The organism is Streptomyces sp. NPDC002537 (assembly GCF_053594975.1).
Genome location: NZ_JBSFWT010000012.1, coordinates 70,720 through 94,576, shown reverse-complemented (window position 1 = coordinate 94,576; position 23,857 = coordinate 70,720). Strand labels below are relative to the sequence as shown.

General features: G+C 69.4%; 7 protein-coding genes. All 7 read right to left on the bottom strand.

The genetic code is table 11. The features are described 5' to 3' along the window. Nucleotides 1-35 precede the first annotated feature (35 nt). Entirely contained in the window at nucleotides 36-18,563 is an 18,528-nt protein-coding gene (locus ACWD4A_RS08455; RefSeq protein WP_451191070.1) for a non-ribosomal peptide synthase/polyketide synthase, read from the bottom strand. An 80-nt stretch (nucleotides 18,564-18,643) separates the two neighbouring features. Then, nucleotides 18,644-18,844, bottom strand: coding sequence for an MbtH family protein (locus ACWD4A_RS08450; RefSeq protein ID WP_451191067.1), 201 nt, complete (start codon nucleotides 18,842-18,844; stop codon nucleotides 18,644-18,646). 100 nt (nucleotides 18,845-18,944) lie between these two features. Then, nucleotides 18,945-20,270: a glutamate synthase-related protein gene (locus ACWD4A_RS08445; protein WP_451191064.1), complete on the bottom strand. Its 1,326-nt coding sequence runs from the start codon at nucleotides 20,268-20,270 to the stop codon at nucleotides 18,945-18,947. After that, on the bottom strand, nucleotides 20,222-21,223 hold the full coding sequence (locus ACWD4A_RS08440) for an asparagine synthetase A (protein WP_451191061.1): 1,002 nt from the start codon (nucleotides 21,221-21,223) through the stop codon (nucleotides 20,222-20,224). Before ACWD4A_RS08440 ends, ACWD4A_RS08445 begins: the two co-directional genes overlap by 49 nt. A 16-nt stretch (nucleotides 21,224-21,239) precedes the next feature. Then, a complete protein-coding gene (locus tag ACWD4A_RS08435) occupies nucleotides 21,240-22,562 on the bottom strand; it encodes a methylaspartate mutase (RefSeq protein WP_451191058.1) in 1,323 nt (440 codons plus the stop codon). Nucleotides 22,563-22,576: 14 nt separating this feature from the next. Further along, entirely contained in the window at nucleotides 22,577-23,062 is a 486-nt protein-coding gene (locus ACWD4A_RS08430) for a cobalamin B12-binding domain-containing protein (RefSeq protein WP_451191055.1), read from the bottom strand. After that, a complete protein-coding gene (locus ACWD4A_RS08425) occupies nucleotides 23,059-23,829 on the bottom strand; it encodes a thioesterase II family protein (protein WP_451191052.1) in 771 nt (256 codons plus the stop codon). The genes ACWD4A_RS08430 and ACWD4A_RS08425 overlap by 4 nt, the downstream gene beginning before the upstream one ends. Between the last annotated feature and the right edge of the window lie 28 nt (nucleotides 23,830-23,857).

The window sequence follows — 23,857 nt, the reverse complement described above, 5'->3', positions numbered from 1 at the left end:
GCGCTCCGCACTCTCGCGGTCCGGCGGTCGGCGGTCTAGTGGCGGGGCTCGCCGCACCAGGCGGCGATGACCGGTCCCATCACCTCCGTGTGCGCGGGCCGCAACAGCTCGCCGTGCCGCCCGGCCACCTCGCACACTTCGAGCGGACCGGTCACGTACGGCGCCCACTCGGCGGGCCGCCGCTCCGCTCCCTCCGTCGCCCGGACGAACAGCACGCTCCCCCGGAACACCCGGGACACGAAGGCGTCCTGCATGCGCGCGTTCCCGAGGAACACCCGTGTCAGCGCCCCCACCCGCTCCTCTCCGAGGAGGGCGAGCGGGCTGTCGGGCGAGCCGCCCGCGTCCGGGTCGTGTCCGAGCGATTCGTGGACCGCCCGCAGCGCCTCCGCTTCGGAGAGCTCCTCCGTCCGGTCCGCGGGCGGGCCCGCGAGCGCGGGGTAGCTGTCCAGCAGGACGAGGGATTCGACGTCCTCGCCGTCCTCCTGGAGCCGGACGGCCAGCTCGTGGGCGACGATGCCGCCGAAGGACCAGCCGAGGAGGGCGTACGGGCCGTGCGGCCGTACGGAGCGGATCAGGGCCAGGTAGTCCTCGGCCATGTCCCCGATGGTCCCGGGCGCCGCGTCGGGGTCGGTCAGTCCGCGTGCCTGGAGTCCGTAGACGGGCCGGCCGGGGTCGAGGTGGCGCAGCAGCCCGGAGTACACCCAGCTGATCCCGGCCGCGGGGTGGACGCAGAAGACCGGGGTCGCGTCCGGGTCCTGCCCCTTGCGCAGGGGCAGCAGGGCGGAGAGCGGTTCGCTGCCGCCTCCGGTGCTGAGGTGTTCGGCGAGCGCGGCCACCGTGGGAGCGTCGAACAGGTCGCGGATGCCGATGTCCACGCCGAGCGCGGCGCGGGCGCGGCCGACGAGTTGAGCGGCCTTGATGGAGTGCCCGCCGAGCATGAAGAAGTCGTCGTCGATGCCGACGGACGGCGCCTCCAGGACGTCGGCGAACACTTCGCGCAGGATGCGTTCCTGCACCGTGCGCGGGCCGCGGCCGCCGTGGCCTCCCCCGGCTTCGGGGGCGGGCAGGGCACGGAGGTCGAGCTTGCCGTTCGGTGTCATCGGGAGCGTGTCCAGGAGCACGACGGCGGCGGGCACCGTGTGGCGGGGCAGCATTCCGGCCAGGTGGCGGTGCAGCCCGGCCTCGTCGGCCGCTCCTTCCCGGGCGAGGACCGCGTAGGCCACGAGCCGGACGTCGCCGGGCCGGTCCTCGCGTGCCACCGCCGCGGCCTGGGCGACCGCGTCGTGGGTGGTCAACGCGGCGGCCACCTCGCCGGGTTCGATCCGGAAGCCCCGGATCTTGACCTGGTCGTCGGCCCGTCCCAGGTACTCCAGGACGCCGTCGGAGCGCCAGCGGACGAGGTCGCCGGTGCGGTACATGCGCTCGCCCTCCGTGCCGAACGGGCAGGCCACGAACCGTTCCGCGGTCAGGCCCGGCCGGTTGACGTATCCGCGGGCCAGGCCCGCGCCGGCGACGTACAGTTCACCGACCACCCCGGCGGGCACCGGGCGCAGGCCCTCGTCGAGGACGTAGGCCCGGTGGTTCGTGAGCGGCCTGCCGATGACCGGGCGCTCGTGCTCGTCGACGCGGGCGTAGGTGGTGTAGACCGTGCACTCGGTGGGGCCGTACGTGTTGTACGTGACGGTCCCGGCGCCCGCGGCCTTGCCCAGGTCGGCCCACAGGGCCTCGTCGGCCGCCTCGCCGCCGATCTCCAGGAGCGCGGGGCGCGCGGGCTGTCCGGGCGCCAGCAGCCCGAGTTCCAGCAGCTGCCGGCAGTACGTCGGGGTCATCTCCATGTAGTCGATGCCCTCGCGGGCCGCGTAGGCGACCAGGGCGTCGGGGGCGCGGCGGGTCTCGTCGTCGACGAGGTGCAGTTCGTGCCCGGCGAGCATCCAGATCAGCGGGCTCCAGGAGGCGTCGAAGGTCATCGCCCCGGTCAGCGCGGCCCGGATGCGGCGGCCGCCAGGAGCGGTGACATCGACGCCGTAGACGTCGGCGGTGTGCGCGTGGAAGAGGTTGGCCAGGGCCCGGTGCTCGACCAGCACACCCTTCGGGCGGCCCGTCGACCCGGAGGTGTAGACGAGGTACGCGGGGTGGGTGGGCAGCAACGGGCACCGGCGGTCCGCGTCGGTGACGTCGGTGTCCGGGAACCGCGCCGGCCGCGTGCCGACGGCGTCCAGGCGGACCACGGCGGGGAGCGGTGCCCCGGCCGCGCGTTCCACGCCGTGCGCGTCGGTGACGAGCACGGCCGCTCCGGAGTCCGCGAGGATGAGCGCGATCCGCTCCGCCGGGTACTCCGGGTCGACGGGGATGTAGCAGGCACCGGACTTGAGCACGGCCAGCAGGGTGACGACGAGGTCGGCCGAGCGCGGCAGCAGGACGGCCACGCCGCGGTCCGGTCCGGCACCCCGCTCGATCAGGAGCCGCGCCAACCGGTTGGCCCGCGCCTGGAGTTCAGCGAAGGTGAGGGTGGCGTCGGCGGCGACCAGGGCGGTCTCGTACGGGGCGCGCCGCGCGTTCGCCTCGAAGATCTCCGGGAGGAGGCGCGCGTCCGTCCGGGTCCGGCCGGTGTCGTTCCACTCCGTGACGATCCGGCTCCGCTCCTCGGCGCCGAGCAGGTCCAGGGACCCGATGGCCGCCTCGGGATCGGCGGCCACGCCGTGCAGCAGCAGCCGCAGCCGTTCGGCGAGGGACGTGGCGGTCGCCGGGTCGAAGAGGTCGGCGGAGAAGTTCACGAATCCGCTGATGCCGGTGGGGTTCCCGGCCCGGTCGCGTTCCTCGACGAAGGTGAAGTCGAGATCGAACTTGGGCGGGGTGGAGCCGAACGGCTCGGGCTCGACGGAGAGGCCCGGGAGCTCGATGGCGCCTTCGGCGTTGTTCTGGAGGACGAGCATCACCTGGAAGAGGGGGTGCAGCGTCCCGGACCGTACGGGGTTGATCTCCTCGACCAGCCGCTCGAAGGGGACGTCCTGGTGCGCGAACGCGGCGAGGTCCGTCTCACGGACGCGGGCCAGCAGATCGCTGAACGCGGGGTCACCGGAGACGTCCGTCCGCAGGACGAGCGTGTTGACGAAGAACCCGACCAGATCGTCGAGCGCCTCGTCGGACCGGCCCGCGACCACCGTGCCGAGGGGGATGTCCGACCCGGCACCGAGCCGCGACAACAACGCTGCCAGACCCGCCTGCAACACCATGAACAGCGTCACACCGTGCTGCCGGGCGAGCTCGGCCAGTTCGACGTGCAGTTCCGCGCCGAGGTCGAACTCGACGAGACCGCCGTTGTGGCCGGGCACCGCGGGACGCGGGCGGTCGGCGGGCAGGGCGAGCTCCTGAGGGATGGAGTCCAACGACCGACGCCAGTAGGCGAGTTGATCGTCGAGAACTTCGGCCATGAGGTCGCGCTGCCAGAGGGTGTAGTCCGCGTACTGCACCGGCAGCGGAGCCCACGCGGGCACCTCGCCCGCGCACCGGGCCCGGTAGGCATGGGCCAGATCCGCGAGCAACGGCCGCTCGGACCAGCCGTCACTGGCGATGTGATGCAGTGCCAGGAGGAGTACGGATTCGGTGGCGCCGACGGTGAACAGCGTCACGCGGACGGGGAGCTCGTTCTCCAGATCGAACGGCGCGAAAGCCGCGCGGGACACCTGCTCGGCGATCTCCGGCTCGGAGCACGGGACGACGGTGAAATCGACCTGTATATCGGCGATGTCCAGGATCAGTTGGTACGGCTCGCCGTCGACGGCGGGGAAGCGGGTGCGGAGTGTCTCGTGCCGGGCGACGACATCGGTGACCGCCGCGCGGAGAGCGTCCGCATCGACCTGGCCGTGGAGGCGAAAAGCGAAAGGCGCATTGTAGGTGGCCTGCTTCTCGAAGCGCTCCAGGAACCACAGCCGGTGCTGCGCGGACGACAACGGCAGCCGATCGGGGCGCTCTTGTGCGGCCGTCAGCGCCGTACGGGTGCCGGCGGCTCCCTTGAGCCGTTCGACCAGGCTCGCGACGGTGGGTGCGTCGAAAAGGTCACGGATGCCGAGCTCGGCACCGAGAGCGGAACGGACGCGGCTGATCAGACGGGTGGCGAGGAGGGAATGACCGCCCAGCATGAAGAAGTCATCGTCAATGCCCACTACGGGAGTGGCGAGGATCTCGGCGAAGATGCCGCACAGGATCTCCTCCCGCACCGAACGCGGACCACGGCCATCAGCCTCCGGCTTGACCTCCGGGACCGGAAGAGCACGATGATCCAGCTTGCCGTTCGGCGTCAGCGGCAGAGCATCGAGCACAACCACAGCAGCGGGCACCATGTGGCGCGGGAGCGATGCGGCCGCGTGGCGGCGGAGTTCTGTCGGGTCGACCGGGTCCGTCAGGACCACATAGGCAACCAGGCGGACGTCACCGGGACGGTCCTCACGAGCGACCACCGCAGCCTGCACCACAGCACCGTGACCGGTCAGGACGGCCGCGATCTCACCCGGCTCGACACGGAAACCACGAACCTTGACCTGGTCGTCGCCGCGCCCCACATACTCCAGCACACCATCCGCACGCCACCGGGCCAGGTCGCCCGTACGGTACATCCGCTCACCGCCAGTACCGAACGGGCAGGCCACAAAACGCTCCGCCGTCAGACCCGGACGACTGATATAGCCACGGGCCAGACCCGCACCGGCGACATACACCTCACCGACCACACCGACAGGAACCGGACGCAGACTACCGTCCAGAACATAGGCCCGCTTGTTGCCCACAGGCCGGCCGATCGGCAACCGGGGACTCGCGAGATCCGCCGACTCCACCGCATGGCAGGTGGTGAAGCCCATGCTCTCCACCGGGCCGTAGCCGTTCCCCACACGCAGACCAGGGTGCAGCTCCAGAACCTTCGCCACATGGGCGACGGAACCGACCTCACCACCGGTGAAGGCCACCTTCACCCCACCGAACGCCGCAGGGAACTCATCCACAAGATGATTGAAGAGACTCGCCGACAGCTGAAGCATCGTCACACCATGCTCAGCCACCAACCGCTCGATCACCACAGGCTCAGGACTCTGCCCCGGCTGCAGCACACACACCGCACCATGCAACAACGCACCGAACAACTCCAGCGCAAAACCATCCCACGACACCGGCGAGCACTGCAAAAACACCTCACCCGCACCGAACTCACCGTAATCCTGACCCAGATACGTGCCCAACAGCGCACGATGCGACGTCGCCACACCCTTCGGACGACCCGTCGAACCCGACGTAAACATCACACACGCCACATCACCCGGACCGACAGCTGCTACCGCAGCGCTCCGCGGCCCATCCGGCAGGGAGTCGACGCAGACGGTCGACACGTCGAGCCCGTCCATGGACACGCTCAGCCCGGTACGCGTCACCACAACCCGCACACCCGCCTCAGCCACCACAGCAGCCAGACGCTCGGACGGAAAATCAGGATCCAGCAGCGTATACCCGGCACCCGACTTCAGCACCGCCAGCAACGCCACCACCATGTCCACCCCACGCTCAAGATGAACACCCACCACACCACCCGACACCGGAAGCCGCACCGCCAGCGCATCCGCACGCGCATCCAGCTCCGCATACGAAACACGCTCACCCTCAAAGATCAGCGCCGTCGCGTCAGGCGCCTCGGCGACCCGCTCCTCGAACACCTCGTGTACGCACCGATCCAGCACACCCGATGCCACACGATCCGTCGCATTCCACACCGACAGAACCTGGTCGCGTTCCTGGGGGCTCAGGAGTTCGACCGAGCCGACGGGGGCCTTGGGGTCGGCCGATGCCCCGTCGAGCAGGCTCCGCACGCGGTCCGCGATCGACTGAGCCGTGGACCGGTCGAAAAGGTCGGTTGCGAAGAGCAGCTCACCACGAATGCCTGCCGGAAGCCCGGAAGCGTCCCTCTCCTCCACGAAAGCGAAGTTGAGGTCAAACTTCGCCGGAACCTCACCGGTCGGCTCCTCCTCGATCACCAGGCCCGGAAGCTCGAAGCTCCCCTCCGCATTGTTCTGGAGGACCAGCATGACCTGGAACAAGGGATGCCGGGAACCCGAGCGGTCCGGGTTGATCTCCTCCACCAACCGCTCGAACGGCACATCCTGATGCGCGAACGCCGCCAGATCCGCCTCCCGCACCCGCGCGAGAAGATCCTCGAACGCCGGATCACCCGACACATCCGTCCGCAACACCAACGTATTGACGAAGAACCCGACCAGATCGTCCAACGCCTCGTCCGACCGGCCCGCGACAACGGTGCCGACGGGGATGTCCGGTCCTGCGCCCAGTCGGGAGAGTGTGGCCGCGAGCCCCGCCTGCAGCACCATGAACAGCGTCACACCATGCTGCCGGGCGAGCTCGTCCAGCCTGGTGTGCAGCTCAGCGCCGAGGTCGAATTCGACCAGGCCGCTGTTGTGGCTCGCGACCGCCGGCCGTGGCCGGTCCATCGGCAGCGCCAACTCCTGCGGCACACCGTCCAGCGCCCGGCCCCAGTAGTCCAGCTGCTCGCCAAGAACCTCGTCCAGAAGGTCCCGCTGCCACAGCGTGTAATCCGCATACTGCACCGGCAACGGCGCCACCCACTCCGGAACCTTCCCCACCCGACGGGCCCGATAGGCCAACGCCAGATCCTCCAACAGCGGCCGCTCCGACCAACCATCACTCGCAATATGATGCAGAGTCAGAAGAAGCACGGACTCCCCGGCACCCACCATGAACAAAGTGCCTCTGATGGGGAGTTCGGACTCCAGATCGAAGGGAGAGAGAGCCGAACCCGATATCCGGTCCGCCAGATCCCGCTCCGAGCATTCCACCACGGTGAAGTCGAGCGGTGCTTCCTCGGCGCTCAGGATCCGCTGCCGCGGATCGCCGTCCGCTGCCGGGAACACCGTACGCAGTGCCTCATGCCGGCCGATCACATCGCGCATGGCTGCTCGCAGCGCCTCGGCGTCGACCCGGCCGCGCAGGCGGAAAGCGAACGGGGCGTTGTAGGTGGCCTGCGACTCGAAGCGCTCCAGGAACCACAGCCGGTGCTGCGCCGACGACAACGGCAGGACATCGGGCCGCGCCTCCACCGCTCGTAGCGCTGTACGGGCCGTTCCGCCGTCGTCGAGGCACCCGGCGACACCCGCCACCGTCGGATTGCGGAACAAGTCGCGGATGCCCAGCTCCGCACCCAGCACCGACCGCACCCGGCTGATCAAACGCGTCGCCAGCAGCGAATGACCACCCAGGGCGAAGAAATTGTCCTCCACCCCCACCACGGGTACATCCAGGATCTCGGCGAACAACCCGCACAAGATCTCCTCACGCAGCGAACGCGGCCCACGGCCAACAGACTTGACATCCTCCGCAGCCACCGCGATCCCGGCACGCGCACGCTCCGCACGCGCCAAGCACTCCCGCTCCTCCGCCGCCGAATCAAACAGCACGAGCGATCCCACAGAGGCCGTGAAGTCGTCCCCGACCTGATCGAGCAGCCGCACCATGCGGTCCGCGAAGGACATCGCGGTCGCCCGGTCGAAGAGGTCCGTGGCGAACACGGCAAGGCCCTGGATGCCTGCGGGGTTGCCCGTGCTGTCACGCGCCTCGACAAAGGTGAAGTCGAGGTCGAACTTCGAGGGAACCATCCCGAAGGGCTCTGTCTCGGCGGTCAGGCCGGGCAGTTCCAGCCGGCCTTCTGCGTTGTTCTGGAGGACCACCATGACCTGGAACAAGGGGTGTCGCGACCCCGAACGGTCCGGGTTCACCTCCTCGACCAGTCGCTCGAAGGGGACGTCCTGGTGCGCGAACGCGGCGAGGTCCGTCTCACGGACGCGGGCCAGCAGATCGCTGAACGCGGGGTCACCGGAGACGTCCGTCCGCAGGACGAGCGTGTTGACGAAGAACCCGACCAGATCGTCGAGCGCCTCGTCGGACCGACCCGCCACCACCGTACCGAGGGGAATGTCCGACCCGGCACCGAGCCGCGACAACAACGCGGCCAGGCCAGCCTGCAGCACCATGAACAACGTCACACCGTGCTGCCGGGCCAGAGCCTCCAGCTTGACGTGCAACTCGCTGCTCAGGGTGAACTCGACCAGGTCACCCTCATGGCTGGCTGTCGCCGGTCGCTCACGGTCGAAGGGCAGGGCGAGCTCTTGGGGAACGTCCTCCAGTGTCTGCCGCCAGTAGGCGAGTTGGCCGTCGAGGACTTCGGCGAGGAGGTCGCGCTGCCAGAGGGTGTAGTCCGCGTACTGCACCGGCAACGGCACCCACACCGGCGCCTCACCCGCGCACCGGGCCCGGTAGGCATGGGCCAGGTCGGCGAGCAAGGGCGCCTCCGACCAGCCGTCACTCGCGATGTGGTGCAGCGTCAGCAGCAGTACGGACTCGGTGGCACCGACGGTGAACAGCGTCACCCGGATGGGGATCTCACCCTCCAAGTCGAACGGTGTGAACGCGGCACCCGGGACCCGCTCCGCCAGTTCGTGTTCCCGGCACTCGACGACGGTGAAGTCCACCCGTACATCAGCGGATTCCAGCACGAGTTGACGGGGTTCGCCGTCGACGGCGGGGAAGCGGGTGCGGAGTGTCTCGTGCCGGGCGACGACATCGGTGACCGCCGCGCGGAGAGCGTCCGCGTCGACCTGGCCGTGGAGGCGGAAAGCGAAAGGCGCGTTGTAGGTGGCCTGCTTCTCGAAGCGCTCCAGGAACCACAGCCGGTGCTGCGCCGACGACAACGGCAGCACCTCCGGACGCTCACGCGACACCAACGCCGCACGCGCCTCTCCCACATCGCCCAGCCGCTCGGCCAGGCTCGCGACGGTGGGTGCGTCGAAGAGGTCACGGATGCCGAGCTCGGCACCGAGAGCGGAACGGACGCGGCTGATCAGACGGGTGGCGAGGAGGGAATGACCGCCCAGCATGAAGAAGTCATCGTCAATGCCCACCACGGGGGTCGCGAGGATCTCGGCGAAGATGCCGCACAGGATCTCCTCCCGCACCGAACGCGGACCACGGCCATCAGCCTCCGGCTTGACCTCCGGGACCGGAAGAGCACGATGATCCAACTTGCCGTTCGGCGTCAGCGGCAGAGCATCGAGCACAACCACGGCCGCGGGCACCATATGGCGCGGGAGCGATGCGACCGCATGGCGGCGGAGTTCTGTCGGGTCGACCGGGTCCGTCAGGACCACATAGGCAACCAGGCGGACGTCACCGGGACGGTCCTCACGAGCGACCACCGCAGCCTGCACCACCATGTCGTGACCGGTCAGGACGGCCGCGACCTCACCCGGCTCGACACGGAAACCACGAACCTTGACCTGATCATCACCGCGCCCCACATACTCCAGCACACCGTCCGCACGCCAGCGGGCCAGGTCGCCCGTACGGTACATCCGCTCACCGCCGGCACCGAACGGGCAGGCAACGAAACGCTCCGCCGTCAGACCCGGACGACTGATATAACCACGGGCCAGGCCCGCACCGGCAACGTAGACCTCGCCGACCACACCGACAGGAACCGGACGCAGACTGCCGTCAAGAACATAGGCCCGCTTGTTGCCCACAGGCCGGCCGATCGGCAGCCGGGGCGTATCCAGATCGGCCGTTACGACCTCGTGGCAGGTGGTGAAACCCATGCTCTCGACCGGGCCGTAGCCGTTCCCCACACGCAGACCGGGGAAAAGGTCGAGGATCTTCGCCACGTGGGCGACGGAGCCGACCTCACCACCGGTGAAGGCCACCTTCACCCCACCGAACGCCGCAGGGAATTCGTCGACGAGGTGGTTGAAGAGACTCGCCGACAGCTGAAGCATCGTCACACCATGCTCAGCCACCAACCGCTCGATCACCACAGGCTCAGGACTCTGCCCCGGCTGCAGCACACACACCGCACCATGCAACAACGCACCGAACAACTCCAGCGCGAAACCATCCCACGACACCGGCGAGCACTGCAAAAACACCTCACCCGAACCGAACTCACCATAATCCTGACCCAGATACGTCCCCAACAACGCACGATGCGACGTCGCCACACCCTTCGGACGACCCGTCGAACCCGACGTGAACATCACACACGCCACATCACCCGGACCGACAGCCCCGACGACGGCAACCGGCACCTCAGCGGGCAACGCATCAACACACACGGTCGACACCTCAAGGCCGTCCACCGCACCGCTCAGCCCAGTACGCGTCACCACGACCCGCACACCCGCCTCGGCCACCACAGCAGCCAGACGCTCGGACGGAAAATCAGGATCCAGCAGCGTATACCCGGCACCCGACTTCAGCACCGCCAGCAACGCCACCACCATGTCCACCCCACGCTCAAGATGAACACCCACCACACCACCCGACGCACCCAACCACGACGCCAGACGATCAGCCCGCGAATTCAACTCCCCATAACTGACACGCTCATCACCGAAGATCAGGGCCGTCGCATCGGGTGTCCGGACAGCGCGCTCCTCGAACACCTCATGCACACACCGGTCCAGCACACCCGACGCCACACGATCCGTCGCATTCCACACCGACAGAACCTGGTCGCGCTCTTCGGCACTCAGCAACTCCACCGAGCCGACCCGAGCCTGCGGATCGACCGACACCCCGTCGAGCAGGAACCGCAGACGGTTCGCAAACGACTGAGCGGTGGCCTGGTCGAACAGGTCGGTCGCGAAGATCAATTCGCCCCGGATGCCCGTCGGAAGTCCATCGCCGTCCCGATCCTCCGTGAAGGAGAAGTTGAGATCGAACTTCGCCGGAATCGCGCCGGTCGGCTCCTCCTCGATCACCAGGCCCGGAAGCTCGAAGCTCCCCTCCGCATTGTTCTGGAGAACCAGCATCACCTGGAACAAGGGATGCCGGGAACCCGAGCGGTCCGGGTTGATCTCCTCCACCAACCGCTCGAACGGCACATCCTGATGCGCGAACGCCGCCAGATCCGCCTCCCGCACCCGCGCAAGAAGATCCTCGAACGCCGGATCACCCGACACATCCGTCCGCAACACCAACGTGTTCACGAAGAACCCGACCAGGTCATCGAGCGCTTCGTCGGACCGCCCCGCCACCACTGTGCCGAAAGGGACATCCGGCCCGGCGCCGAGCCGCGACAACAGCGCGGCCAGACCGGCCTGCAGCACCATGAACAGCGTCACGCCGTGCTGCCGGGCGAGCTCGTCCAGCCTGGCGTGCAGCTCCGCGCCCAGATCGAACTCGACCAGGCCACCGTCGTGGCTCGCGACCGCCGGCCGTGGCCGGTCCATCGGCAGCGCCAACTCCTGCGGCACACCGTCCAGCGCCCGGCCCCAGTAGTCCAGCTGCTCGCCAAGAACCTCGTCCAGAAGGTCCCGCTGCCACAGCGTGTAGTCCGCATACTGCACCGGCAACGGCGCCGCCCACTCCGGAACCTTCCCCACCCGACGGGCCCGATAGGCCAACGCCAGATCCTCCAACAGCGGCCGCTCCGACCAACCATCACTCGCAATATGATGCAGAGTCAGAAGAAGCACGGACTCCCCGGCACCCATCGTGAAGAGCGTCACCCGGATCGGCAGATCCGTCTCCAGATCGAACAGGGTGAACGCCGCGCGGGAGAGCTCGCCCGCCAGCTCATCCGCCGCGCACTCGACGACCGCGAAGGCGACCTCCGCCTCATCGATGTTTCGTACGCACTGCCGAGGCTCCCCCTCCACCGCCGGGAACACCGTACGCAACGCCTCATGCCGACCGACGACATCACCCACCGCGGCCCGCAGCGCCTCGGCATCGACCCGCCCGCGCAGCCGGAACGCGAAGGGCGCGTTGTAGGTGGCCTGCTTCTCGAAGCGCTCCAGGAACCACAGCCGGTGCTGCGCCGGCGACAACGGCAGCGTCTCGGGCCGTTGCTCCGCTGCTGTCAGGGCCTTACGGGCCTGTCCGCCGTCCGCCAGGCGCTCGGCGACCCCGGCCACGGTCGGATTGCGGAACAAGTCGCGGATGCCCAGCTCCGCGCCCAGCACCGACCGCACCCGGCTGATCAAACGCGTCGCCAGCAGCGAATGGCCACCCAGAGCGAAGAAATTGTCCTCCACCCCGACCACCGGCACACCCAGGACCTCGGCGAACAACCCGCACAAGATCTCCTCACGTGCCGAACGCGGCCCACGGCCAACAGACTTGACATCCTCCGCAGCCACCACGATCCCGGCACGCGCACGCTCCGCACGCGCCAAGCACTCCCGCTCCTCCGCCACCGAGTCGAACAGCGCCAGCGAACCGATGGAAACCGCGGAACCAGAACCGGCCTGCTCCAGCAACCGCACCAGACGGTCCGCGAAGGAATGCGCGGTCGCCTGGTCGAAGAGGTCGACAGCGAACTCCAGCTCTCCGACGATTCCCGTCGGGGTTCCCGTGCTGTCGCGCTCCTCGACGAAGTTGAAGTTCAGGTCGAACTTCGCGGGGGTGCCGGTGACGAGCTCGCGCTCGACGGTCAAACCGGGCAGTTCCAGCCGGCCTTCCGCGTTGTTCTGGAGGACCAGCATGACCTGGAACAGCGGGTGCCGGGAACCCGAGCGGTCCGGGTTGATCTCCTCCACCAACCGCTCGAACGGCACATCCTGATGCGCGAACGCCGCCAGATCCGCCTCCCGCACCCGGGCGAGAAGATCCTCGAACGCCGGATCACCCGACACATCCGTCCGCAACACCAACGTATTGACGAAGAAGCCCACGACATCGTCGAGTGCCTCGTCGGACCGGCCCGCGACCACCGTACCGAGGGGGATGTCCGACCCGGCACCGAGCCGCGACAACAACGCGGCCAGACCCGCCTGCAGCACCATGAACAACGTCACACCATGCCGCCGCGCCAAAGCCTCCAGCCCGACATGCAGCTCACTGCTCAGCGAGAACTCGACCAGACCACCGTCATGACTCGCGACCACCGGACGCTCACGATCGGCCGGGAGCGCCAGCTCCACCGGAATTCCGTCCAACGACCGGCCCCAATAACCTAGTTGCTCATCCAGCACCTCCTCCAGCAGCTCCCGATGCCACAACGTGTAATCCGCATACTGCACCGGCAACGACGAACCCCACACCGGAGCCCCACCCACGCACCGAGCCCGATACGCGTAGGCCAAATCCCGGAACAGCGGCTCCTCGGACCAACCGTCACTCGCGATGTGATGCAGCGTCAGAAGAAGCACGGACTCCCCGGCACCCATCGCGAAGAGCGTCACCCGGATCGGCAGATCCGTCTCCAGATCGAACAGGGAGAACGCCGCGCGGGAGAGCTCGCCCGCCAGCTCGTCCGCCGCGCACTCGACGACCGTCACGTCGACGCGTACGGCATCGGCGTCCAGGAGCACCTGCCGGGGCTCGCCCTCCACCGCCGGGTACACAGTGCGGAGTGTCTCGTGCCGGGCGACGACATCACCCACCGCGGCCCGCAGCGCCTCCACATCGACACGGCCGTGCAACCGGAAAGCGAGAGGAACGTTGTAGGTGGCCTGCTTCTCGAAACGCTCCAGGAACCACAGCCGGTGCTGCGCCGACGACAACGGCAGCACCTCCGGACGCTCACGCGACACCAGCGTCGCACGCGCCTCTCCCACATCGCCCAGCCGCTCGGCCAGGCTCGCGACGGTGGGTGCGTCGAAAAGGTCACGGATGCCGAGCTCGGCACCGAGAGCGGAACGGACGCGACTGATCAGACGGGTGGCGAGGAGGGAATGACCGCCCAGCATGAAGAAGTCATCGTCAATGCCCACCACGGGGGTCGCGAGGATCTCGGCGAAGATGCCGCACAGGATCTCCTCCCGCACCGAACGCGGACCACGGCCATCAGCCTCCGGCTTGACCTCCGGGACCGGAAGGGCACGATGATCCAACTTGCCGTTCGGCGTCAGCGGCAGAGCATCGAGGATCACCACAGCAGCAGGCACCATGTGGCGGGGCAGCAGCCCGGCCACGTAGCGGCGAAGACCAGGCCCCTCGATCGGGGCGCTCGTCACGACGTACGCCACCAGGCGGCCCTCACGAGCGACCACCGCAGCCTGCACCACAGCATCATGACCGGTCAGAACGGCCGCGATCTCACCCGGCTCGACACGGAAACCACGAACCTTGATCTGGTCGTCGCCGCGCCCCACGTACTCCAGCACACCATCCGCACGCCAGCGGGCCAGGTCGCCCGTACGGTACATCCGCCCACCAGCCACACCGAACGGGCAGGCCACAAACCGCTCAGCAGTCAGACCCGGACGGCTGATGTAACCCTGGGCCAGACCCGCACCCGCCACATACAGCTCACCCACCACACCCACCGGGACCGGACGCAGACTCTCGTCCAGGACATACGCCCGCTTGTTCCCAACAGGACGGCCAACCGGGAGCTGCGAGGCCAGCAGATCGTCCGGGGCGACCTCGTGGCAGGTCGTGAAGCCCATGCTCTCCACCGGGCCGTAGCCGTTCCCCACACGCAGACCGGGGTGCAGCTCCAGAACCTTCGCCACATGAGCGACGGAACCGACCTCACCACCGGTGAAGGCCACCTTCACCCCACCGAACGCCGCAGGGAACTCATCCACAAGATGATTGAAGAGACTCGCCGACAACTGAAGCATCGTCACACCATGCTCAGCCACCAACCGCTCGATCACCACCGGCTCAGGACTCTGCCCCGGCTGCAGCACACACACCGCACCATGCAACAACGCACCGAACAACTCCAGCGCGAAACCATCCCACGACACCGGCGAGCACTGCAAAAACACCTCACCCGCACCGAACTCACCATAACCCTGACCCAGATACGTCCCCAACAGCGCACGATGCGACGTCGCCACACCCTTCGGACGACCCGTCGAACCCGACGTAAACATCACACACGCCACATCACCCGGACCGACAGCCCCGACGACGGCAACCGGCACCTCAGCAGACAACGCATCAACACACACGGTCGACACCTCAAGGCCGTCCACCGCACCGCTCAGCCCGGTACGCGTCACCACAACCCGCACACCCGCCTCGGCCACCACAGCAGCCAGACGCTCGGACGGAAAATCAGGATCCAGCAGCGTATACCCGGCACCCGACTTCAGCACCGCCAACAACGCCACCACCATGTCCACCCCACGCTCAAGATGAACACCCACCACACCACCCGACACCGGAAGCCGCACCGCCAGCGCATCCGCACGCGCATCCAGCTCCGCATACGAAACACGCTCACCCTCAAAGATCAGCGCCGTCGCGTCAGGCGCCTCGGCGACCCGCTCCTCGAACACCTCGTGTACGCACCGATCCAGCACACCCGGCGCCACACGATCCGTCGCATTCCACACCGAAACAATCCGCTCACGCTCGGCGGAATCCAGCAGTTCCACCGAACCGACCGTCACCCCTGGGTCGGAAGCGACACCATCGAGCAACCGCCCCAGACGCGTGGCAAGGGACTCCACCGTCGCCCGGTCGAAGAGATCCATCGCGAACTGCAGTTCGCCGTGGATGCCCGCGGGGAGGCCGGCGTCATCCCGGTTCTCCGTGAACGCGACGTTCAGGTCGAACTTCGCCGGTGCGGAGTCGAAGGTCGTGGGGTCGACGGTCAGGCCCGGCAGATCGAGGGTTCCCTCCTCGTTGTTCTGCATGACGAGCATGACCTGGAACAGCGGATGCAGTCCACCCGAACGGTCCGGGTTGATCTCCTCCACCAGTCGCTCGAACGGCACGTCCTGATGCGCGAACGCCGCCAGATCCGTCTCCCGCACCCGCCCCAGCAACTCGCCGAACGCAGGATCGCCCGACACATCCGTCCGCAACACCAGCGTGTTCACGAAGAACCCGACCAGATCGTCCAACGCCTCGTCCGACCGGCCCGCCACCACCGTCCCCAGCGGGATGTCCGAACCGCCGCCCATCCGGGACAACAACGCGGCAAGACCCGCCTGCAGCACCATGAACAGCGTCACACCGTGCTGCTTGGCCAGCACCTCCAGGCGGCCGTGCAGGGCGGCGTCCAGCTCGAACGAAACCAGGCCGCCGTCGTGACTCGCCACGGCCGGGCGCGGGCGGTCGGCGGGGAGCGCCAGCTCCTGAGGGGCGCCGTCCAGTGCCGCGCGCCAGAAGTCCAGTTGGGTGCCGAGGACATCGTCCAGCAGCTCTCGCTGCCACAGGGTGTAATCCGCGTACTGCACGGGCAACGGCGTCTCCCACACCGGCTCCTCGCCCGCGTGCCGGGCCCGGTAGGCCAGCGCGAGATCGCGGAAGAGCGGCTCCTCGGACCAGCCGTCGCCCGCGATGTGGTGCAGGACGAGGACGAACAGGGCGTCCGCGTCACCGGCCGTGAACAGCGCTGCCCGAACCGGCAGTTCGGTCTCCAGGGCGAAGGGGGCGAAGGCGGCCGCGGAGGCGCATGCCATCAGGTCGCTCGCGGCGCACTCGGTCACGGTGAAGTCCACGCGCGCGTCCGCCGGCTCCAGGATCACCTGACGAGGCTCGCCCTCCACTTCGGGGAACACCGTCCGTAGTGCCTCGTGCCGGCCGACCACGTCCCGCACCGCCGCCCGCAGTGCCGCCGTGTCGACCCGGCCCCGCAGCCGGAACGCGTAGGGCAAGTTGTAGGTGGCCTGCTTCTCGAAACGCTCCAGGAACCACAGCCGGTGCTGCGCCGACGACAACGGCAGCACCTCCGGACGCTCACGCGACACCAACGCCGCCCGCGCCCCCTCGGCACCGTCCAGCCGCTCCACCAGTTCCGCCACCGTCGGCGCCTCGAACACGTCCCGTACGGGGAGTTCGACGCCCAGGGCCGACCGCACCCGGCCCACGAGCCGCGTCGCGAGCAGCGAGTGGCCGCCCAGGTCGAAGAAGCTGTCGTCGACGGTCACCCGGTCGACCCCGAGGACCTCCGCGAACAGGTCCGCCATCGCCCGCTCCTGCGGGGTCCGGGCCTCCCGTCCGTCCGCCGAGCCCGTGAACTCGGGCGCGGGCAGGCTCCGCCGGTCCAGCTTGCCGTTGGGCGTCAACGGCAGCGCGTCCATGACCACCACGGTGGCGGGCACCATGTACGCGGGCAGGACGGCGGCCGCGAGCTCGCGCAGCCCGGCGGGGTCCGGGCGCTGCCCGTCCGCGGCGGGGACGACATAGCCGACGAGCCGCTGGTCGCCGGGCTGGTCCTCCCGCAGGACGACCACGGCCTGTGCGACGTGGGGCGAGCGGGCGAGCGCCGCCTCGATCTCCCCGAGCTCGATCCGGAAGCCGCGGAGCTTGACCTGGTCGTCGGCCCGGCCGAGGTACTCCAGCTCGCCGTCCGTCCGCCAGCGCGCCAGGTCGCCCGTGCGGTACATGCGGGTGCCGGGTGCCCCGTACGGGTCGGCGACGAAGCGCTCCGCGGACATGCCGGGCTTGTTCCAGTAGCCGTACGCGAGTCCGGCGCCGGCGATGTAGAGCTCGCCGGTCTCCTGCGGCGGCAGTTGCCGCAGCTCCCGGTCGAGCACGTAGACCTGGGTGTTGTCGATCGGGCGGCCGATGGTGACGGTCTCCCCCACGGCGGCGCGTGTCGAGTAGATCGTCGTCTCGGTGGGGCCGTAGAGGTTGGTGATGTCGGCGGCGGACCGCCGGAGCGTATCGGCCAGGTCGGCGGGCAGCGCCTCGCCGCCGACGACGATCCGGAGCCCGCGCACCGCCTCGGGGTCGTGGGCGACCAGGCCCCGCCACAGGCTCGGGGTGGCCTCGGCGATGGTCACGCCCTGGCGGTCGAGGAGTTCGGCCAGGGCCGCCGGGTCCCGTGCGACATCGCGGTCCACCAGGACGACGGCCGCTCCGGAGATCAACGGCAGGTAGAGGTCGAGTCCGGCCATGTCGAAGGCCACCGAGGCCATCGCGCCCCAGCGGTCGGTGACACCGAGCCGGAACCACTCCGCCATGGAGGTGAGGAAGTTGACCAGGCCGCGCTGGCCGACGTAGACGCCCTTGGGCCTGCCGGTCGACCCCGAGGTGTAGATCACGTACGCGGGGCGGTCCCCCTTGACGGGCACGGAGGGCGCGCGCTCGGCACGGAGCTCGCCCAACTCGTCCAGCTCGTCCAGCTCGTCCAGCTCGTCCAGCAGCAGCGCGGGGACGGGCGGCAGGGCGGCGGCCACCTCGCGCTCGGAGAGCAGCAGGGCCGGGGCGGCGTCGCGCAGGATGTAGGCGATGCGCTCCGCCGGGTATTCGGGGTCGATCGGGACGTACGCCGCCCCCGCCTTCTGTACCGCCAGCAGCGCCACCATCAGCCGGGTCGACCTCGGCAGCGCCACCGCCACGAACCGGCCCGGCCCCACACCGCGGTCCGTCAGCAGCCGGGCCAGTCCGTTCGCCAGGGTGTCGAGCTCCGCGTAGGACAGCACGTCGTCACCGCAGACGACCGCGGTGGCGTCGGGGGTGCGGGCGGCCTGTGCCTCGAAGAGTTCCGGCAGTGACACATCGGCCAGGGGGCTTTGGGGCCCGTGGCTCCACTGCTGGAGCAGGTCCCGCTCCCCGGTCGATATGTCCTTCGGCTGAGTCATGACGCTCCTCGGTACCAATGAATGCGATGGGGGGGTTGCGGGAAGGGGTGTGGGGCCGGGGGGTGGGAAGGCGCGGTGGGTCAGCCTGCCGCGGTCGGCTGCGGCATCAGGTCGGTCCAGTTCTGGTCGATGAACTCCAGGCACGCCTGGCGGGTGTCCTCGCCGTGCGCGACGGTCCAGCCGGCGGGCTGCGCGATGTGCGCGGGCCACAGGGAGTGCTGGCCCTCGGCGTTGACCAGCACGACGTAGACGCCCTCGGTGTCCTCGAACGGGTTCGCCATGACGTGACTTCCTTTTCTTCGAAGGGGTTTCAGCAGGGGTTTCAGAGAGGTTTCAGCAGGGGTTCAGCAGGGATGGACGCGAAAGGGCCGGTTGAATCGCTCAGTTGTCGAGCGTGGTGACGCCGGGTGCCCAGACGTCCTCGGGGGCGAGCGCGGAGGGCGCGTACTTCCCCAGCGCGCTGACGATCAGCCGGAGTTCGAGGGTCAGGCAGGCGAGCAGCCGGTCGAGGCCGTCGTCCGGGTTCTCGTCCACGGCCAGCAGGGCGGCCCGTCCCAGGCCCGCCGCGCGGGCGCCGAGGGCGAGGCCTTTGGCGACCCGGGCGCCTTCCCACATCCGGCCGGAGGCCAGCAGGCAGGAGGACTGTTCCCAGGCGCGGACGCGGCGCAGGCACTCGGCGAGCGGCAGGCCGACGTGGTCGAAGAAGGGGCGCGGCGCCCAGCCGCTGCCGCCTTCCGCGCCGTCGACGGTCACGGCGTCGGCGCCCGCGTCCCAGGCGACGGCCGCGGCGGTGTGGATGTCACGGCCGGGCGGGAGCTTCACCCAGACCCGTGCGCGCGGGTAGTTGTTGCGCATGAAGCGGATCTGCTGGCGCAGGATCTCCTCGGTGAAGGTGCCTGGGCTGCTGCTCCGGAGGATGTGCTCGCCGTCGCCGAAGATGTCCTCGGTGGTGAAGTGTTCGGCGAGCCGGGTGGCGGACGCGGTGTCGACCACGGTCATGCCGCCGAGTCCGGGCTTCGCCCCCTGCCCCACCTTGAGCTCGAAGGCGAGCCGTCCCGAGTCGAGGAGGTGCTGGGCGGAGGGCGCGCTGTAGATCAGGTTCCAGACCTCGGCGTCGGCGTCCTCGGTGCTCTGCTGGAAGGCGATGCCGCCGACGCCGTCCGGTACTTCGCTCTCGTAGGCGCGCAGCCGGGCGAGGATGCCACCGCTCCCGGTGTCGCTTCCGGTGCCGGTGCCGGTGCCGCCGCCGGTGTATCCGACGGTCGGCACGATGTTCTCGCCGATCACCATGGGGATGCCCAGGCGTCCGGCCTGGCGGCTGACGGCGGCGCCGAGGCCGGAGTCGGCGACCTGGGTGGAGCCGAACGCGGAGACGTAGACGGGGGCAGTGGACCGGAAGCCGCCGATGTCGGTGTGGAGGTCGACGTCGCCGTAGTGCGGTTCGCGGGCCAGCTCGATCAGTTTCTCGAGCCGTTGGGGCATGAGGACGGGCGGCACCAGGCGCAGCGCGTCGAGGGGGTCCGTGGCGGGTGTGCCGGGCCGGGCGCCGAAGAGCTGGTGCCCGTACTCCTCGCGGGACGGGAACGCGGCGGCGGCGCCTTCGCGGGCCCGTCGGCGGATGTCCTGCTCGGGGAATCCGGCGGCCGTGAGGGAGGCGGTCACGCCGACACCACCCCGGGGGTCTTCGGGAAGGCGGTGGCCTGCCATACGGCGTCGAGTCCGGCGATGTAGCGGGTCAGGCGCTCGATGCCGATGCCGAAGCCGGAGCTGCCGGGGATGCCCTGCCGGACCATGTCGAGGTACCAGGCGTACTTGGCGGGGTTCTCGCCGGTTTCGCGCATGCGGGCGACGATGCGCGCGTAGTCGTGTTCGCGTTCGCTGCCGCTGATGAGTTCGCCGTAGCCCTCGGGGGCGATGAGGTCGAAGTTGGTGAGGACGCCGGGGCGTTCGGCGTCCTCGCGGTCGTAGAAGCCGCGGGATCCCTTGGGGTAGTCGGTGATGAAGAACGGCCTGTCGGCGCGGATGGAGAGGAGGGCCTCGCCTTCCCAGTCGATCTCGGCGTCGGGGTTCTGCTTGTGTCCGAGGCGGGTGAGTTCGGCGACCGCTTCGGCGTGGGTCGTCCGGTCGAAGGGTGCGTCCTCCTTGAGGAGGGCGGCGAAGGCCTGCGGGTCCCTGCCGAGGGCGGCGAGTTCGTCGCCGAGGTCGGCCACGACCGCGGCGGTGGCCTGGGTGATGATGTCCTGGGCGACGGCCATGGCGTCGTGCCGGGAGGCGCCCGCGATCTCGACGTCGAGCTGGTGGAATTCGACGAGGTGGCGGCTGGTGTTGGCCGTTTCGAGGGGCTCCAGGCGGACGTTGGGGGCGACGCAGAAGATCTTGTCGAAGGCCAGCAGCGACGCCTGCTTGTAGAGGATGGCGCTGGTCATCAGCTTGTAGCGGTGGCCGTAGAAGTCGATGTCGATCTGTTTGGAGCCGCGGCCGCCGGGGTCGGTGACGGGGCCGATGATCGGCGGCATGAGTTCGGTGAAGCCCTCCGCGGTGAGGTGTTCGCGGGCGGCCTGGATGATGCGGTTCTGCACCCGGACCATCGAGCGGGTCACGGGGTTCCGGAGGTGGTCCGGCAGGGCGGCGCGGGGCCGGGTGTCCAGCTGGTCGTTCATCGGGTTTCCCCCTGGTTCAGTGGATCAGTTGCACGCGGTCGCCCGGCGGTACGCCGAGGATCGCCGCTTGGTCGAAGGAGCGCTGCACGCGGGAGAGGGCGCCCAGCAGGCCGGCGGCCGTCATGCCGGTGCTGTCGGTGGTGGTGCCCTCGGCACGGAAGGGCAGGGAGCCGGTCCGGGACCAGCGCAGCCGGCCGTCCGGGGCGATGTGGCTCCTGGTCCGGCCCATGTTGTCCGCGTGCAGGCAGTACGGGACGTCCAGGAGCCCGCGGGCGAAGGCCTGCATGAGGGCCGTGCCGGGGTCCTCGGACAGTCCGAGGACGGTGGTGATGACGCTCAGGGCCTCGTCGAAGATCTCCTGGGCGTCCGGGTCGGCCGTGAAGTCGTCCGTGTCGGCGGGTGGTGGGCCCGCGGCGCGGACGTGGCGGTCCGTCGCGGCGGCGGTCTCCAGTGCCTGGATGTTCTCCGCGACGGTCGCAATGCGGTGGGCCTCCGCGGCGGTCTTCACGATGAGCCGCTCGGCGCCGGTCCGTACGGCGATGTCGACGGACTGTTCCAGCAGCAGCCGCGCGCCCGCCGCGCTCCTAGGGTAGACGCCCATGTAGGTGTAGATGACGACGTGCCAGTCGACGTCGGGCATGAAGTGCCGGGCGAGGCGGCGCAGCGCGCGGACGGCTCCGCGGTCCTGTTCGGCGTGGGTCTGCTGGGCGTAGCTCAGGGAGATGCTGCGGACGCCGTGCCGGCGGAAGAAGAGGCCTTCGAGGAGGCTGATCGCGACGAGCAGGCTCGGTGGGCAGAGCTGTCCGAGCATGCAGCCGCCGAAGGTCTCGACGTGGGGTTCGGCGCCGTGTGCGCGGGCGGCGGCCATCAGCCGGCAGGACTGTTCCCAGTTGTGCACGGAGTCCCGCAGGGAGATCCGCCCGTAGGGGAGGCAGTAGGAGACCGGGCCGCCTTCGGTGGCGTCGAGGCCCGCGCGCAGCGAGGCGGCGATGATGTCCTGCGGTCGTGCCGAGCCGTGCCGCACCTGGATGGGGAAGTCGGGGGCGAGCAGGCCGTCGAGGAGCTGTCTGTTGGTGGTGAGGCTGTGGGTGACGATGGGGTAGCCGTTGATGTCCGCGCCCTCGTCCAGCGCCTTGCGGGCCGCGTCGAGGTCACCGACGCGGGTGTAGCTGTCGAGGGTGACGGTGCCGATGGTGGTGGCACGGGCCTCCTTGACGGCGGTCAGGCCGTCGCGCATCGTCCTCGGGTCGCCGAACCCCATCCTGGGCTGGACCACCAGGCGGCCCGCGGCGCGGGACCGTGCCACGAAGTCCCCGAAGAGGCTGCGCGGGGCTGTCACCGTGGGGTCCTGCATCACGCCCGGCTCGGCTGGAGGGTCTCGTGGGCCCGGTGGGCGCGGGGGGTGACCGAGGCGACGAAGTCCTCGAACGTGCCGAGGTCGACGGGCTCCAGGAAGACGGCGTCGAAGCCCGCCGCGAGCAGCCGCCGGGCGACGTCGTCGGGGCCGCCGTCGCCCCGGGCCCGGCCGTCCGTGCCGTGGGTGCCGAGCTTGCCGCCGATGACGACGGGGGTGCCGGCGAGTGCCGGGGAGGCGCGCAGGGCGCCGATGGCCCGGAGTCCGTCGCTCTCGCCGTGGCCGTTGACGCTGCTGAGCACGATGAGGTCGGGGGCCTGGTATCCGTAGCGGGCGACGATGTCCTTGCCCGCGATGCAGGGGCCGAGGTTCTCGACGCGATGTCCCCAGCCCTCCAGGAGCAGCTGGAGGTAGACGAGGTTCCAGGTGTGGGAGTCGGACTCGGTGCCGCTCACGACGACATCGAGAGGACTGTGCGTGGTCATACGCCCGCTCCGGTGGGGGTGTTGAGGGCCGCGATGCGGGTGGGCAAGGTGTTCCAGATGTCGGGGGTGTAGAAGTGGCCGCCGGGCAGGACGTCGTGGCGGTAGTCGCCCAGGGCCAGGGCGCGCCACTGTTCGCCGGCGTCGGCCTCGATGACGCTGTCGTCGGTCGCGGAGAGCATCTGGAGGGAGGCCCGGACCTTGGCGTCCGGTGTGTGCCGGAAGGTGTCGCGGACCTCGATGTCCGCGCGCATCAGCTCCAGCGCCATCTCTTCGAGGTCCGGGTCGCCGAGCACGTGGGCGGGCATCAGGCCGTTGCTCTTCATCCAGGTCAGCAGTTCGGCGTCGGTGTCCTGCATGGCCGGGAACATGTCCCGGGGGGTGAGGCCGCGGTCGGGGGCGTTGCAGGAGGACACGACCAGGGCCTCGGGTGCGGGGCCGCCGTCGCGCTCGATCCTGGTGGCGGCTTCGAAGGCCATCCAGCCGCCCATGCTGTGGCCGAAGAGGACGTACGGGCCGTCGACGGCGGACAGTACGCACTCGGTGGCGTCGGCGGCCAGTTCGTCCCAGTCCTTGGCGCAGTCCTCCAGGAAGCGGCCTTCCCTGCCGGGGTAGCAGACGGCGGAGAGGGCGGTGTGGTCGGGGAGGGCCGTGCTCCACTGGTGGTACGGGCCGGTGCCGCCGCCGCAGAATCCCAGGCAGATGAGGGTGCGGTCGGTCTTCCGGGGGGTGTGGATGCGGATGACTTTGGTGTCCTGGTGTGGGGCCACTGAGCGCGTTCCTTCGTCGATGGGGGTG